The sequence below is a fragment of the uncultured Streptomyces sp. genome (assembly GCF_947488945.1).
Lineage (GTDB): Bacteria > Actinomycetota > Actinomycetes > Streptomycetales > Streptomycetaceae > Streptomyces.
This window is the reverse complement of record NZ_CANLBS010000005.1, coordinates 24,304-40,512: the sequence shown is the minus strand read 5'-3', so window position 1 is coordinate 40,512 and position 16,209 is coordinate 24,304. Positions and strand designations below refer to the sequence as shown.

The 16,209-nt window shown below is 72.8% G+C and carries 10 protein-coding genes; 5 read left to right on the top strand and 5 right to left on the bottom strand.

Translation table 11 applies throughout. The features are described from left to right. Positions 1-221: 221 nt before the first annotated feature. Complete coding sequence (locus tag Q0994_RS09095) at positions 222-1,193, bottom strand: arabinan endo-1,5-alpha-L-arabinosidase (protein WP_299531390.1); 972 nt, start codon at positions 1,191-1,193, stop codon at positions 222-224. A gap of 553 nt (positions 1,194-1,746) precedes the next feature. Here Q0994_RS09095 and Q0994_RS09090 point away from each other — a divergent pair. The 4 genes from Q0994_RS09090 (at position 1,747) to Q0994_RS09075 (ending at position 10,452) form a co-directional block, all read left to right on the top strand. Beyond that, entirely contained in the window at positions 1,747-4,524 is a 2,778-nt protein-coding gene (locus tag Q0994_RS09090) for a glycosyl hydrolase (protein ID WP_299531387.1), read from the top strand. 341 nt (positions 4,525-4,865) lie between these two features. Beyond that, on the top strand, positions 4,866-7,463 hold the full coding sequence (locus Q0994_RS09085) for a glycoside hydrolase family 9 protein (protein ID WP_299531385.1): 2,598 nt from the start codon (positions 4,866-4,868) through the stop codon (positions 7,461-7,463). A gap of 245 nt (positions 7,464-7,708) precedes the next feature. Next, the gene (locus Q0994_RS09080; RefSeq protein ID WP_299531384.1) at positions 7,709-8,959 is read left to right on the top strand and encodes a hypothetical protein; all 1,251 of its coding nucleotides are present in this window, start codon (positions 7,709-7,711) and stop codon (positions 8,957-8,959) included. 131 nt (positions 8,960-9,090) lie between these two features. After that, complete coding sequence (locus tag Q0994_RS09075; protein ID WP_299531383.1) at positions 9,091-10,452, top strand: hypothetical protein; 1,362 nt, start codon at positions 9,091-9,093, stop codon at positions 10,450-10,452. A gap of 101 nt (positions 10,453-10,553) precedes the next feature. Here the strand turns inward: Q0994_RS09075 and Q0994_RS09070 are convergent, their stop codons facing one another. The 3 genes from Q0994_RS09070 to Q0994_RS09060 form a co-directional block, all read right to left on the bottom strand. Continuing rightward, a complete protein-coding gene (locus Q0994_RS09070; protein WP_299531382.1) occupies positions 10,554-12,008 on the bottom strand; it encodes an MFS transporter in 1,455 nt (484 codons plus the stop codon). A gap of 159 nt (positions 12,009-12,167) precedes the next feature. Further along, positions 12,168-13,352 carry a PP2C family protein-serine/threonine phosphatase gene (locus Q0994_RS09065; protein ID WP_299531381.1) on the bottom strand — a complete coding sequence of 395 codons (1,185 nt, stop codon included), beginning with the start codon at positions 13,350-13,352 and terminating at the stop codon, positions 12,168-12,170. A 217-nt stretch (positions 13,353-13,569) separates the two neighbouring features. Next, positions 13,570-14,754: a zinc-dependent alcohol dehydrogenase gene (locus Q0994_RS09060; RefSeq protein ID WP_299531380.1), complete on the bottom strand. Its 1,185-nt coding sequence runs from the start codon at positions 14,752-14,754 to the stop codon at positions 13,570-13,572. A gap of 148 nt (positions 14,755-14,902) precedes the next feature. On the opposite strand from Q0994_RS09060, the gene Q0994_RS09055 reads away from it, so the two are divergent. Further along, positions 14,903-15,085, top strand: a complete 183-nt coding sequence (locus Q0994_RS09055) for a hypothetical protein (RefSeq protein WP_299531379.1) — start codon at positions 14,903-14,905, stop codon at positions 15,083-15,085. Positions 15,086-15,162: 77 nt separating this feature from the next. Here the strand turns inward: Q0994_RS09055 and Q0994_RS09050 are convergent, their stop codons facing one another. Next, positions 15,163-16,179: an iron-containing redox enzyme family protein gene (locus Q0994_RS09050; RefSeq protein ID WP_299532118.1), complete on the bottom strand. Its 1,017-nt coding sequence runs from the start codon at positions 16,177-16,179 to the stop codon at positions 15,163-15,165. Positions 16,180-16,209: the final 30 nt, after the last annotated feature.

Sequence of the window (16,209 nt, the reverse complement as noted above, 5' to 3'; positions counted from 1 at the left end):
GGGATCTCCTCGAACAGCGGCGCGCCGGATCCGGCGCGCCGATGGCTGCGGCGCACGGGATTCCGTCCGCCGCGAACGACGATGACGGGGGGCGTTCCGGCGGGGCAAGCACTCCCGAGGAGATGTCATGAGCGTGCCACTTTGTTGGCCGCGCGGCCATGCGCCGCCACAGGGCGCAACGCGACGTTAACGCGGTCGAAGCGACGTGCCCCGCCGGTGCGTCAGCGGGCCACCGGCCAACCGCTGCTCCAGTTCAGCAGGTTGACGCCGAGCTTCGGGGCGCCGTTGTCCTGGCCGTCGTAGTAGTGGTAGACGAGCAGATCGCCGTCCACGTCGGACAGGACCGACTGGCCGCCGGGGCCGATGTAGCGGCCGTGCGACTCCAGAACGGGCGTCCCGCCGTTGGACAGCAGCGAGACGCCGCCGCGGTCCTTGTAGGGCCCCGTCACGCTGGTCGCCCTGCCCACCTTGATCTTGTACGTGGAGGCGGTGCCGGCGCAGCAGGTGTCGTACGAGGCGAAGAGGTAGTAGAAGCCGCCCCGCTTCACGATCGTGGGGGCTTCGACGGCCTTGGTCCCGGTGGGCCGGGAGGCGAGGGAGCGGCGTGCGGTGTCCCCGGCGTACTGCTTGCCCGTCGACGGGTCGATCCGGATCATCTTGATCCCGGTCCACCAGGAGCCGAAGGACAGCCACCACTTCCCGTCGTCGTCCACGAACAGGTTGGGGTCGATGGCGTTGTAGTCGCTCGACGCGCTCGACGTGTACACGATCCCGTAGTCGCTCCAGCTTCCGGCCTGCCCGGTGGTGGAGCCGGCCAGGCCGATCGCCGAGGTGTTGGAGCCGAAGGACGAGACGGCGTAGTACATCAGGTACTTGCCGCCGTGGTACGAGATGTCCGGGGCCCACGGGTCGGACGCCGACGAGTAGTTCTTCCACCAACCCGGCTTGCTGGTGAAGGCGTTGCCGGACCGGCCGAAGGAGGTGCGGTCGGACGAGGTCCGGAGCTGGAGGCCCTCGCCGGTGGAGTACAGGAGGTACTGGCCCGTGGAGCTGCGGACCATGCTCGGATCGTGGACGACGACGTCGCCGTTGACGGCACCGGGGTTGGGGTAGGCGGACGCGCTGCCCGGGACGAGGGCCAGCAGGAACGCGGCGGTGACGACGGCGAGGCTTCTCCTCGGGGTGCGGCTCACGAGGGACTCCTTGGGGGGTCGGTGGCGGGGCGCACGGGTGGGGCCGTGCTCCGGAGCGGGGCGCGGCCGGGGTGCGCGCTCCACGGGGCGGGGGTGCACCCCCGTGGAGTGGGGGTGCACCCCGCAGTCGCCGCCGGCGCGCCGTCGGTTGCCGGGGCGGGGCGGGTTTTCCGCGCGAGGGTGCGTGCGTGGGCCGGGGCGCGCCGTGCGGGCCGGTGCTCGGTGAGCCGTTCACATCCCTTGCATGCGGGCGAGGTTGACGGTGCGGGGCCCTCGGCGGGCCGCCGGTCGTGGTCGTCGTGGACGTCCGTGCCGCGAGGGAGACGCCGAGCCGGAGCGCGCCGGGCGCTCACTTCCGTGGGCGGGAGATGGCGAGGTGACCCGGTGTCGTCAAGTCTCGAACACACGACTGCTGGGCGTTGCCGCCGAGTGCGTGCAACTGCCGTTTCTGTGAGGGCTATTGACGCGGGAGTTCAGGAGTTTTACTTTTCCTTGGCATCTGAGAGCGCTCTCAAGAACGCTCCACCCCCCTCTGGATCCCGAGGTGCTGCCCATGCGAGCCTCCCTCCTCAGACCCGCCGCGGCGATGGCGCTCACCCTCGCCCTGGCCGCCGTAGGTCTGGGCCCCGCCGCTTCCCCCGCGGTGGCCGCCACCGTCCCCGCAGGAGCGGGCAGTTACAGCGACGCCCGCCCCGCCGGGACGTCAGGGCCCACCACCAACACCGGGGCCCCGGTGACCCCCAAGCTCACCGCCGCGGCCAGGAACAAGCCGGTGCCCACCAACGACTGGTGGTCCTCGCTCGCCTACCAGCGCTACGGCGACAACCCGTACTCCACCCCCATGTACGGGCACCCGCTCACCTATCAGGCCACCGCCGGCGGACTGGAGGTCGGCTATCCGACCACGCCCGCGATCGTCGGCGACGGCCGTCAGTACGAGTACGCCCACCGGGCCGACCTCACCGTCGGCCTCAGCGGTCTCCAGTCCCCCGACACCAAGGCCGACGACTGGTCGGACTGGACGGTCACCCCCTACTGGTCCGACGGCACCCGGACCCTGCGCACCACCATCGGACACGGCATGCCGTTCGTGTACGCCAAGGGTTCCGGCGGCGACGCCCGCATCACCACGGCGGGCACCCCCACCGTCTTCGCCGACAACGGCAACGTCCTCGGCATCACGGTGGCCGGCCACCACTACGCGCTGTTCGCCCCGACCGGCAGCGACTGGTCCGTCTCCGGTACCGCGATCACCGCGGGACTCGGCGGCAAGGACTACTTCTCGCTCGCCGTGCTGCCGTCCACCGACGCGCTCGCGACCTACCGGAAGTACGCCTTCAGCTTCGTCACGGGCTCCACGGTGAGCTGGGCCTCCACCGGCTCCACGGTGAGGGCGACGTACACCCTGACCACCGAGGCGAAGGAGGGTACCGAGCGCGGCACGATCCAGGCGCTCTACCGCCACCAGTGGCTGCACACCACGGACGCCCTCACCTCCTGGACCTACGTCTCTCCGCGCGGGACGATGAAGGTGCGCGAGTCCGCGTCCTTCACCACCAACCAGCAGAGCGCAGGCGTGCTGCCCGCCCTGCCCGCCTCCGCGGGCGTCGACAAGGCCCGGCTCACCGGTTACCTGAACGAGGTGGCGAACGCCTCCGACCCGTTCTCCGGCGCCGCCGACACCTACTGGACGGGCAAGGCGCTCGGCCGTCTCGCCCAACTCGTCCCGGTCGCCGACCAGATCGGCCAGACCGCCGTCCGCGACAAGCTGCTCGGGCTGATGAAGGGCCGTCTCCAGGAGTGGTTCACGGCGGGCGGCGCGAGCGAGTTCAGCTACGACAAGGACTGGAAGACGCTCACCGGCTATCCGGCCTCGTACGGCAGCGACACCGAACTCAACGACCACCACTTCCACTACAGCTACTACGTCTACGCGGCGGCCGTCATCGCTCAGTACGACCAGGCGTGGGCCGCCGACTCCGCGTGGGGGACCATGGTCAAGACCCTCGTCCGCGACACCGCCAACCCCAGCCGCACCGACAGCGCGTTCCCGTTCCTGCGCGGGTTCGACGTCTACGCCGGGCACAGCTGGGCCTCCGGGCACCAGGGCTTCGCGGCGGGCAACAACCAGGAATCCTCCTCCGAGTCCGTCAACCTCAGCGCCGGACTCGTCCTGTGGGGCGCGGCGACCGGGGACACCGCGCTGCGCGACCTCGGCAGCTACCTGCTGACCACCGAGTCCGAGGCGATCACGCAGTACTGGTTCGACGCCGACCAGCAGGTCTTCCCCGGCGCCTTCGGCCACGACACGGTCGGCATGGTGTGGGGGAGCGGCGGCGCCTACTCGACCTGGTGGACCGCGAACCCGGAGGAGATCCACGGCATCAACGTCCTGCCGGTCACCGGCGGATCGCTGCACCTGGCCCGCGCCAAGGCCGCCGTCAAGCGGAACATCGCGGAGATGGAGCGCGAGAACGGCGGACCGGCCGTCGAATGGCGCGACATCCTGTGGGAGTTCGAGTCGCTCGCCGACCCGGCGGCGGCGAAGGCCAAGTGGGACGCGGGCAACGGCGGATACACGCCCGAGCAGGGTGAGTCCAAGGCCCACACCTACCACTGGATCGCCACCCTCGACAGCCTGGGCGCGCCCGACGCGGCGGTGAGCGGCGACATCCCGACCTCGGCGGTGTTCACCAAGAACGGCGTCCGCACCTACGCCGCCCACAACTACGGTTCCACCGCGCGGACCGTCACCTTCTCCGACGGCAAGACCCTCGCGGTGCCCGCCCGCTCCACGGCCACCGGCACGGGCGCCGGCAGTGGCCCCGACCCCGAGGAGCCGGGCCCGTCCACCGGGAACACCTTCCGGCTGAAGTCCGGCGGGACCCTCACCACCGCCACCGACGGGGCGGCGGGCGCGGACACCGTGGCCTCCGCCGACGGGATCAACCGGGACGGAACGCCGTACCGCCCGACGGTCTACGAGGCCAGGAACGTCACCGGGACGCTCTCCTCCGGCGCGGCCACCTCCTTCCGGCTCCGGGTCGACGCGGGCACCGTGGTCGGGCTCGCCCCGCAGGTCAGGGTCAGCTACGACCTGACCGGGAACGGCAGCTTCGACCGGGTGGAGACCTTCCGGTACTTCGCGACCGACCCGGTCGCCGGATGGGAGGAGTACACCCAGGCGGTGGGAACCAAGGCGGTGACCGGCAGTCCGGGCAACCTGGCCGGCGGGACCGTGCGCCTGGAGATCTGGAACGCGCTGGGCAGCGCCGCCTCCCGGGTGCAGACCGGCACGGAGGCCGCGGTACTGACGATCCCCTACGTCTGACGCCGGCTCACGGCTCATGACCCGGCCGCGCCCACGCGCGGCCGGGTCACGGGCTTCAGACCCGGACCGGCGGCGTGGACGCGGGCGGCTCGGGCGGTTCGGCCGGCGACCGTGCGATTCCTGTCATGACCCTGGCGCTGCGGCGGCGGACGGCTCCACAATGGCCGGTGTCACGACGTGGGAGCGCTCCCACGAGCTGGGGCGCCCCATGCCCGGACGCCCCGCTCCCGCACGCCGTCCCGCACCCCGCACCCCGCACCCCGTACGCCCCCGACGAAAGGCCCCCGGTGAACGCCTTACCGCCTCCCGCACGACCCGCGCCCGTCCGCCTCCGGCGCCGCATGCGCGTGCTCGGCCTGTCCGCGGCCGCACTGCTGTGCGCCGGAGCCCTGGCCGTGCCCGGCACGGCGGCCGCGCAGGACGCCGCCCCCGAACAGATCGTCAACGGAGACTTCTCCGCCGGAACCGCGCCCTGGTGGTCCACGGCCAACGCGCCGGTGGCCGTGGACGAGGGCAAGTTGTGCGCCGAGGTCCCCGGCGGCACGGCCAACGCCTGGGACGTCATCATCGGCCAGAACGGCGTCCCGATCGAGGCCGGCGAGAGCTACGAACTCTCTTACACGGCCAGCTCGACCGTGCCCCTCACCGTGCAGACCAGGATCCAGCAGGCCGTCGAGCCGTACACCGCGGTGCTCGCCACCGCCGATCCGGTGGACACCGGGGCCACCCGGGTCACCCGCACCTTCACCGCCCAGACGGACCAGCCGGAAGCCTCCGTGCAACTGCAGATCGGCGGCGGCCGGGCGACGACCTTCTGCCTGGACGACGTGACCCTGCGCGGCGGGGCCGAACCCCCGGTGTACGTGCCGGACACCGGATCCCCCGTCCGCGTCAACCAGCTCGGCTACCTGCCGGGCGGGCCCAAGAGCGGCACCGTCGTCACCGACTCCCCGACGCCGCTGACCTGGACGGTGAAGGCCGCGGACGGCTCGACCGCCGCCACCGGCACGACCGTGGTGCGGGGTGAGGACCCCAGCTCCCGCCAGCACGTCCACACCTTCGACTTCAGCGCCCTGCGCACCCCCGGCGACGGATGGACCGTGGAGGTGGACGGCGACACGAGCGAACCGTTCTCGGTCCGCGCGGACCTCTACGACGGGCTGCGCTCCGACGCGCTGGCGTACTTCTACCACAACCGCAGCGGCATCCCCATCGAAGCCGGCCTCGTCGGCGAGGAGTACGCGCGCCCCGCCGGACACCTCGGGGTCGCGCCGAACAAGGGCGACACCGACGTGCCCTGCCAGCCCGGCGTCTGCGACTACCGGCTGGACGTCTCGGGCGGCTGGTACGACGCGGGCGACCACGGCAAGTACGTCGTCAACGGCGGTATCTCGGTGGCCCAGTTGATGTCGTCCTACGAGCGGACGCTGACCGCCGACGACGCCGAGTCCGCCGAACTCGGCGACGGCGCGCTGCGGGTGCCCGAACGCGGAAACGGGGTGCCGGACATCCTCGACGAGGCCCGCTGGGAGATGGACTTCCTCATCAGGATGCAGGTGCCGCAGGGCGAGCCGCTGGCCGGCATGGCCCACCACAAGGTGCACGACGCCGCGTGGACGGGGCTGCCGCTGCGCCCCGACCTCGACCCGCAGCAGCGGGAACTCCACCCGCCGTCGACGGCCGCCACCCTCAACCTCGCGGCCACCGCCGCCCAGTGCGCCCGTCTCTACGCTCCGTACGACGCGGCCTTCGCCGGGCGCTGCCTGCGCGCGGCCGAGACCGCGTGGGACGCGGCCCAGCTCCATCCGGACCTGCTCGCCGACCCCGCCGACGGCACCGGCGGCGGCGCGTACAGCGACGGCGACGTCTCCGACGAGTTCTACTGGGCCGCGGCCGAACTGTTCACCACCACCGGTGAGGCCGCCTACCGCACTGCCGTCCTCTCCTCGGACCTGCACGACGACGTGGACCGCCTCTTCGCCGCGGGCGGCGGCATCTCCTGGGGGTCCACCGGCGGGCTCGGCGCGCTGACCCTGGCGACCGTGCCCAACGGCCTGTCGGCCGGCGAACTCGCCGCGGTCCGCTCCACGGTCACCGCGGGCGCCGACCGCTACGCCGCGCAGTCCCGCGACCAAGCGTACGGGCTGCCGTACGCCCCCAAGGACGAGGACTACGTCTGGGGGTCCAACAGCCAGGTACTGAACAACATGGTGGTCCTGGCCACCGCGCACGACCTGACGGGGAAGGCCGCCTACCAGGACGCGGTGCTGCGCGGCGCGGACTACCTCCTCGGCCGCAACCCGCTCAACCAGTCCTACGTCACCGGCTACGGCGAGCGGGACTCCGAGAACCAGCACCACCGGTTCTGGGCCCACCAGTACGACGCCACGCTGCCGCACCCGGCGCCCGGCTCGGTCGCGGGCGGCCCCAACCTGACCGCGAGCGCCTCCGGCGACCCGGTCGCCGCCGAGAAACTCGTCGGCTGCGCCCCCGCCATGTGCTACGTCGACGACATCGGGTCGTGGGCGACCAACGAGATCACCGTCAACTGGAACGCCCCGCTGGCCTTCATCGCCTCCTACCTGGACGACGCGGGAGACGGCGGCCCCGCCGCCGTGGCCCGCACCTGCCGGGTGACGTACGCCTCCCACCCGTGGAACGGCGGATCGACGGTGACGGTACGGGTGGAGAACACCGGCCCCGACACCGTCTCGCCCTGGTCGCTCGCCTGGCTGATGCCCGGTGAGCAGCGCGTCGGCCACACGTGGAGCGCCGCGTTCGCCCAGCACGGCCGGACGGTCACGGCCCGGCCGCTGGAGTGGAACCGGACGCTGGCGCCCGGCGCCGCCGTCGACTTCGGCTTCAACACCTCGGCCCCGGCCGCGTCGCCCGATCCGGGCACGTTCAAGCTCAACGGGCGCGCCTGTACGCAGTCCTGACGCACCGTCGAGCCAAGGTGCCACACCCGCCCGCCGGACCACGGTCCGGCGGGCGCGGTGCGTCCGGGGAGCGGGCCGGCCGGTGATTTCACTGATTCGCCCGTCACGGGATCCCGCTTGAATCGTGTGGACCGGCCGCGCAGCAGGACCCGCGGACCGGCGTCAGGCACGAATCCCCCACGCATCCCCGGACGACAACGGCGCGTCGGCGCAGGGGGCCGGCGCAGCCAGAAGGGACACCCCTCATGTCTCGCTCCCACGCGCGGCTGCGCCTGTTCGGCGCGGCGGCCGTCAGCATCATGGCCGTGGCGGCCACCGGCGCCACGACGGCCCCCGCCTCCGCCGCGACCCCCGTCTTCCGCGAGGACTTCTCAGGCGGCCTCGGCGCCTTCACCCCCTCCGGAACCGTCCGGACCGGCGCCTACGGGGCCCGGTTGGCCGGTTCGCTGTCCGCCGGTCCCTCCCTGGTCTCCGCGCCCATCGACCTGGCGGGACACGGCGGCGTGACGGTCTCCTACACACGGGCCGCCTCGGGCCTGGACCTCGGCGAGTCCTTCGCCGTCGCGTACTCCGTGGACGGCGGCCCGTACACGACACTCGAATCGGCGCGCACCGCCACCGGCGCGGTGTCGTTCCCGCTGCCCGCCTCGGTCGACGGGCGCGACCTGCGGCTGCGGTTCTCGTTGGCCGCCAACAGCGTCCTGGAGACGCTGACCGTCGACGACGTCCTGGTCGAGGCCGCCGACGACGGAGGACCGGGCGAACCTCCGACCGGCTCACTGCCCCCGGTGGACGACGTCACCGCCCCCGGCCCCTACGCGGTGACCGTGGACGAGACCGCGGGGCCCGGCAACGACGGGTGGCTGGTGCATCCGACCGACGCCGGTGCGAACGGGGTGGACCACCCGGTCTTCGTCTGGGGCCCGGGCGCCGGGTCCGACCCGGCCGCCTACGAGGACATGCTGCGCCAGTGGGCCTCGCACGGGTTCGTCGTCTACAGCGAGGTCTCCTCCAGCAGCGGCGCGTACATGACGGACGCCCTCGACTGGCTGGAGGACCAGAACGCGAGTGCGAGCAGCCCGCTGAAGGGGGACCTCGACCTCTCCGAAGTGGCCTTCGGCGGCCACTCCCGTGGCTCGATCGGCACCTTCGACGTGGCGGACGACCCCCGTCTGGAGACCACCGTCCACGTGGCCGGCGGCTCCTTCGACGGCAGCGGCCCCGACAGCCTCCGCAACCCGGCCCTCTACATCGGGGGCGACGAGGACTTCGCCACCCCGAACGTCGAGCGCGACTACACCAACACCGACGTGCCGGTCTGGCTCAACGTCCTCGACGGCACCGACCACATCCTCGCCACCCGCAACGGCCAGCACATCATCACCGCCTGGCTGCGGTGGCACCTGGCGGACGAGGAGTTCCGCCGCTCCGAGGACTTCCTGAGCACCGGCTGCACCTTCTGCGGCCTCGGCGAGGTCCGGCACAAGAACTGGTGACCCCCGGCCCGGCCGGCGCCGCCCCGCCACCTCGCCCCGCCACCTCGCCCCGGCGGCGCGGCCCCGGCGTCGATGCCCCGTCCCACCCCCACGAACCCCATGAACCCCACGAACCCCACGCGGAGGACGCGATGACCGCTTCCCCACCGGCCCGTACGGGCCGGTCCCCCCTGCTCGCCCTGTTCCTGGCCCTGTTCGGGACCCTCGCCGCCCTGACGGTCTGCGCGGCCCCGGCCACCGGTTCCGCGACCGCGCCGCGCGCCGCGGTCAACCCGGTGATCTTCGTACACGGACAGGAGGGCTCGGCCCAGCAGTGGCAGTCCCAGGCCAAACGGTTCTCCAGCAACGGATACGCCGACGACCTGCTGTACGTCCACGAGTACGACACCTCCGTGGCGACCGACGACCACGCGGTCGCGGGGCTGGAGGCGCTGGTCGACGCCGTGCGGGCGCGCACCGGGGCCGAGCAGGTGGACATCCTGGCCCACTCGCGCGGCACCCGCGTACTGCACACCTATCTCTCGGCGCCCGAGCGGGCCGCCGAGGTCGCCAAGTACGTCAATCTGGACGGCCGCACGGCGGCGGCCCAGCCGGGCGGGGTGCCCACGCTCGCGATCTGGAGCAGTCTCCAGCCGAACGGGGCGATCGGCGGCGCCGTCAACGTGCACGAACCGCAGGCCGGGCACACCGAGAGCGCCACCTCCGCCGAGAGCTTCGCGCACATCTACGCGTTCCTGCGCGGCCGGCCGCCGCTGACCACCCGGGTGCTGCCCGAGCTGTCCGCCTCCGTCGGGATCTCCGGGCGCGTGGTGCACTTCCCGCAGAACGCGGGGCTCACCGGGCGCCTGGAGGTGTGGCGTCTCGACCCCGCCACCGGCGCCCGGCTCGGCCTGGTGCCCGTGCGGGTGGTGCGGACCGGCGCGGACGGGTCCTTCGGCGGGATCGAGGTCAGCGGCCGGGGCCACTACGAGCTGGCCTTCGTCCGTACCGGCGAGCGCACCAACCACTTCTACTTCGAACCGTTCGAGCGCAGCGACCGGTTCGTACGGCTGCTCGTCTCGCCGCCGGGAGGTGTCACGGACTCCATCGAGGCGTGCACCGGTCACACCGCGCTCACCGTCGTGCGGGCGCGTGAGTGGCGGGCCGGGACGGCGGACGACGACCGGCTGAGGATCGGCGGGAGCGACGTCCTCAACCCGGCGGTGTCGCCGCAACTGCGCCAGATCCTCGGGCTGTTCGCGTTCGACAAGGGGTGCGACGGCGTCAGCCACCTGGAGGCGGCGCTGCCGCCCTTCGACCGGGTGCCGTTCCTGACCGCCACCGATCTCTCGCTGCCCGCCGACCCGCAGGCACGGGGCGTGATCCCGGTGGCCCAGACGATGCGCGGCGGCGCGGGCGTCACGGAGACCCTGGCGGTGCCGAACTGGCCCTCCGACCGCCACACCGTCTCACTGCTGTTCAAGGACTACGTGGACGTCCCGTCCGGCGGCTGATCCGGCGGCTTGTTCCGGCGCGTTCCGGAAGGTGCGCACGGGCCCGCCGGGGCCCCCGCACGGTGCGGGGGCCCCGGCGGGCCCGGGTGCGTGATGCGGGGTCAGGCGCGGGCGGGCTCGGCGTCGGCCGGGGCTTCCTCAGCGGGTGAGGAGGCCGCGGCGCCGGCGCGGACGGCGGGGATGAGACAGGCGACGGCGGCGGAGGCGAGGGCCACGCCGCAGCCGATCAGCAGACCGGTCCGGAAGCCGCCCTCGGAGGCGAGGGTGTGGCCGCCCATGGTGATGGTCATCTGGGCCAGGACGACGCCGATCACCGCGGAGCCGATGGTGGTGCCGAGCGAGCGCATGAGGGTGTTGAAGCCGTTGGCGGCCGCGGTCTCGGAGACCGGCACGGCGCTCATGATGAGGGCCGGCATGGAGCCGTAGGCGAGGGCGACCCCGCTGTTGATGACGATGCCGACGAGCATGATGCCCCATGCGGTGCCCATCAGCGGCAGCGCGATGCCGTAGCCGACCGCCATGACGAGGGCGCCGGCGATGAGGGCGGCCTTCGGGCCGTGCTTGTTGATGAGCTTCCCGCCGAGCGGGGAGACGATCATCATCATGACGCCGCCGGGCGCGATCCACAGACCGGCCGCGAGCATGGACTGGCCGAGGCCGTAGCCGGTGGCCTCCGGGAACTGAAGGAGCTGCGGGGCGATCAGCATGAAGGAGTACATGCCGACGCCGATCAGGATGGACGCGGCGTTGGTGAACAGGACCCGGGGGCGGGCGGTGGTGCGCAGGTCGACCAGCGGGTCACGGGTGCGCAGCTCGTAGAAGCCCCACGCGCCGAGCGAGACGACGGCCAGGGCGAGCAGGCCGAGGGTGGTGCCGGAGGTCCAGCCCCAGTCGCCGCCCTTGGAGATGCCCAGGAGCAGCGAGACCAGGCCGATGGCGAGGCCGACCGCGCCGGGCGCGTCGAAGCGCTGGCCCTTGGCGGCGGCGGGGACGTCGGGGATGACGAAGAAGATCAGGGTGCCGATCATCAGGGCGAGCGCGGCGGCGCCCCAGAACAGCACGCGCCAGTCGGCGTACTGGGCGACGGCGGCGGCGAGCGGGAGGCCGATGGCACCGCCGATGCCCATGGAGGCGCTGACCAGGGCGATGGAACCGCTGAGCTTCTGGGCGGGCACCACGTCGCGGAGCAGGGCGATGCCGAGCGGCACCATGCCCATGCCCATGCCCTGCAGCCCACGACCGACGATCATCGGTACGACGGACGAGGCGAGCGCGCACACCACCGAACCGGCGACCAGCGGCACGGTGCAGACGAGGAGCATGCGCCGCTTGCCCAGCAGGTCGCCCAGGCGTCCGGAGACCGGCACGCAGACACCCGCGACCAGCAGGGTCACGGTGACCACCCAGGCGGCGTTCGACGCGCTGGTGTCGAGGATCCGCGGCATGTCCGCGATCAGCGGTGTCACCAGCGTCTGCATGATGGCGGCGACCGTGCCCGCCAGAGCGAGCGTGGCGACGACCGGCCCTGAGCGGGCGGTCGGCTGGTTGACGTCCACGGGTGGTGCTCCTCTGCGATGCATCGGTGAATGAGGGCGCCGCGCACGGCGCTCCTGTGCATCATACACATGGCATGTAACAAGCACATTTTATGGATGGTGCATAAATGTTCCGATGCCAGCCGGTCCCGCTGCCCTCGAAGCGCGCGAACCACCCCGTCAGTGCGGTCCGCGCCACTCGATCATGAGGATGGTGGCGTCGTCGTCGAGCCGGCCGTCCTGGCGTTGCAGCAGCGAGTGCATGAGCTGGCGCAGTGCCTCGGCGGCCAGCTCCCCGGCCGCCGTGGCCCGGATGATGGAGGTGGTGAACCCCGCCAGTCCGAACTGCGGACCGCCGGGGGAGCGGGCCTCGGTCACCCCGTCGGTGTAGAGGATCACGCGGTCCCCCGGCTGCAGCCGGGCCTGGTGCACCGTCCGTGAGAGGGCCGTCAGAGCGCCCGGGGTACCCATGGGCGGCTCGCCGGGAAAGGCGAGAGCATCCTTGAGCACCTGGTCGTCGCGGATGAGCAGGGGTGGGGGATGCCCGCAGTTGACCCAGCTCAGCACCCCGCCGGGCAGGTCCAGTCGCATGACGATGCCGGTGCAGAACTGCTCCGGGAGCCACTCGGCGAGCGCCTCGTCCACCGTCCCCACCAGTTCGCGCAGCCCGGAGCCCGCGCGGCGGGCACTGCGACAGCCGGCCATCGCGATCGCGGTCGTGAGTCCTGAGGACAGGTTGTGCCCCATGGCGTCGAGGATCACGGCGTGCAGCACCGAGTCGCCCAGCGAGTGGTCGAATGCGTCCCCGCCCAGCTCGTAGGCGGGTTCGAGGACCGCGGTCGAGATGGCGCGGGCCTCGCCGATGGTGCGGGGCGGCAGCACGGCCCGCAGCATCTCGGACGGCAGAGTCATCGTGTCGGTCCGGGCCTGCTGCACGAACCGGTCGCTGACCGCGCGCTTCGACGTGATCGCCATGGACAGGACGGCTGCGAGCGCTCCGCAGCGGGCGAGCAGCGTGCTGTCGAGCGACTCCACCTCGATGCCGACCACGCCCAGGCGCTCCGCCCCGTCCACCAGCGGCAGCCAGACGACCAGGCACCCGTCCTCGCCCGTTTCCAGCCGCAGTGCCCTGCTCCGGTACGTCGAGCCGGCCGGGGACCCGTCCACCGGCATCCGGCTCTCACTCGCGAGCAGGGTCAACTGCTTCTGTTGCAGGTCCACGAGCCGGATCTGCACCCGCCGCATGCCGAGCCGTTCGCCGTACGCGTTGACGAGCGCGGGCAGGCCGCCCGGCGTCGAGGCGTGCATGTCGGCCAGCAGCCCCTGCAGCAGGCGCTCGCCCTCGCCCGCCGCCGAAGCGGTCATGAACCGGCCCCCGGCGGGAACCGGCGGCGCGTCCGGGGCGGGGCGGTGCGGCGGGACATGAGACTCCAGGACGGTGAGGGGCGGCGCCGTCGGGGGCGCGCGGCACCGGCTTCGACCGCTCCAGCCAAGCCGGTGCCCCGCCGCACCGCCAGCGGTGCGGGCCCGTTCGGCGCACCAACCCGGCCGCGCGAGCCGCACGCGCCCCCACCGGTGACGCTCAGGGGCGCAGCAGCGTCTTGATCATGCCGTCCCCCTTCTCCTGGAACGTCCGGTACGCCTCGGGCCCCTGCTCCAGCGGCAGATGATGGGTGGCGAAGGCGTCGACGCCCAGCGGGTCCTCGTCGGTGAGCAGCGGCAGGATGTCGTCGACCCAGCGCCACACGTTCGCCTGCCCCATGCGGAGCTGGATCTGCTTGTCGAACATCGTCATCAGCGGCATCGGGTCGGCGGAGCCCCCGTAGACGCCGGACAGCGAGACGGTGCCGCCGCGGCGCACCGCGTCGATCGCGGCGTACAGCGCCGACAGCCGGTCGATGCCCGCCTTGTCCATCAGGCGCTCGCCGACCGCGTCCGGCATCAGCCCGACCGCCCAGTGCGCGGCCTTGGCGACCGGAGCCCCGTGCGCCTCCATCCCCACGGCGTCGATGACGGCGTCCGTGCCGCGCCCGTCGGTGAGGTCGCGGATCGCGTCGCCGAGGTCCTTGCCGTAGCGGCGCACGTCCAGGCACTTCGCGCCGTACGCGCTCGCCCGCTCCAGCCGGTCGGGCACCAGGTCCACGCCGATGACCAGACCCGCGCCGCGGTGCTGGGCGATCCGGGCGGCCATCGCCCCGATCGGGCCGAGGCCGAGGACGGTGACCGTGCCGCCGGGCGGGATCGCCGCGTACTCCACGGCCTGCCAGGCGGTGGGCAGTACGTCGGACAGGTAGACGAACCGGTCGTCCGGCGGCCCCTGGGGCACCCTGATCGGCAGGCTGTCGCCGAACGGGACGCGCAGCAACTCCGCCTGCCCGCCGGGGACCTGACCGTACAGCTTGGTGTATCCGAAGAGCGAGGCCCCGGTCCCGCGCTCGTGCACCTGGGTGGTCTCGCACTGGGAGTGCAGCCCCCGCTCGCACATGAAGCAGTGGCCGCACGAGACGTTGAACGGGATCACCACGCGGTCGCCGGGAGACAGCGAGGTCACCTCCGGCCCGACCTCCTCCACCACGCCCATCGGCTCGTGGCCGAGGATGTCACCGGGGTCCAGGTAGGGACCGAGCACCTCGTAGAGGTGCAGGTCGGAGCCGCAGATCCCGGTCGAGGTGACCCGCACGATCACGTCGTCGGGCTTCTCGATCCGCGGATCGGGCACGGTCTCGACCCGGACGTCCCGCTTCCCCTGATAGGTGAGTGCGCGCACGGCGAACCCCTTTCGGTCTGGTTTGTCCCTGTCGCTTTCCGTGCTCCGGGTGCCCCGGCCGACCGGACCAAAACCACGAAGGTGTCCGTCGTGCGGGGGACCGGGTGCGGGAGGACGATGGGGAGGAACCGATCGAGGAGGTCAGGACATGGGCAGGGCGGACAAGGGAACGGACGAGGCGTACGCGGGGCACGGCCTCTACGCGGGCACGCCGTCGCAGGCGGAGGGCGAACGCGACCCGGCCGGGGAGCGGACCCGCCCGGACGAGGCGGCGCACCGGATGGTGCCCAGGGACCAGCCCTCCCAGGCGGAGGGCGAACGCACGGACTGAGACGGCTGGAGCGTCCCGCAGAGCCGAGCGGGCCGCCCCGGCCGTCGGGAAGCACGCCGGGGCCGCCCCCGCCACCGTCACCCCGCGGAGGCCGCCGCGTCCACCTGCTGGTCCAGAGGTTCGGGCAGGGGCTCGCGCAGTGCCGTGCGGCCCGCGCGCCAGGCGGTCAGGAGGCGGGCCGCGAGCCGGTTCTCCAGCAGGTCCGTGGCCTCGATGCCGAGGACGATGTCGGCGGCCAGCCACGGCTCGTCCTCCAGCAGCCCGTCGATCACCTCGCGCCGCACGATCTGCTCGTGCACCGCGTCGGCCTCCACGTGCTCGTCGTAGAAGCGCTGGGCGGCGGGGCCCGCGCCCGCCCGCCGCAGCGCCTCGGCGAGCCGGCGCGAGCCGGGCGACGAGGTGATCTCCACCGAGGCGAAGTGCCCGACGAGCGCGCCCCGCAGGGACCGGTGCAGACCGAACAACGACATCAGGTTGACGGTCGCCAGCGCTTCGGCCGGAGCCGCGTCCAGGTACGCCCCGTACGAAGTGTCCAGACCCAGGTCGGCCATGAGGTCGGCGAACAGCCGGGCGTGGACGTTCTCGGCCCGGCCCGCACCGAACTCGTCGTACTCGATGGCGACCATGGCCGCCTTCGCCCGCCCCCGGAGCCTCGGCACCACCCACAGGTGCGGATCGGCCTCCTTGAGGTGGTAGAGCGAGCGCAGGGCGGCGTACTCCCGGAGCTGCCGAAGATCCGCCTCGCGCATCAGATGGTGGCTGACCCCGGTGCCGTCGTCGCCCACCGGCTCCACCAGCAGCGGCTCCACGGCCTTCGCCACGTCCGCACCACCGGAGGTCCCGGCCCGTACGGCGGCGAGGAAGCGCCCTTCCGCGGCGGCGCGCACGCCCAGCAGCGCCGGGTCCCACTCCCGTTCCTCGTCCACCGGGGCGAACCCCCGGTAGTGCAGTTCGTAGAGGACGTACAGCAGCAGGTGCAGGTCGTCGCCGAACGGGTCCGCCCGGCGCACCTCCTCGTCCGACGGGAGGCGGGTGCGCTCGCCGGTGAGGTACGCGAGCACGCCGGCGGAGAGGCCGCCGCGCGCACGGGGCAGTCGGGGGCCGTCGCCGGCCCCGCCCGCGGG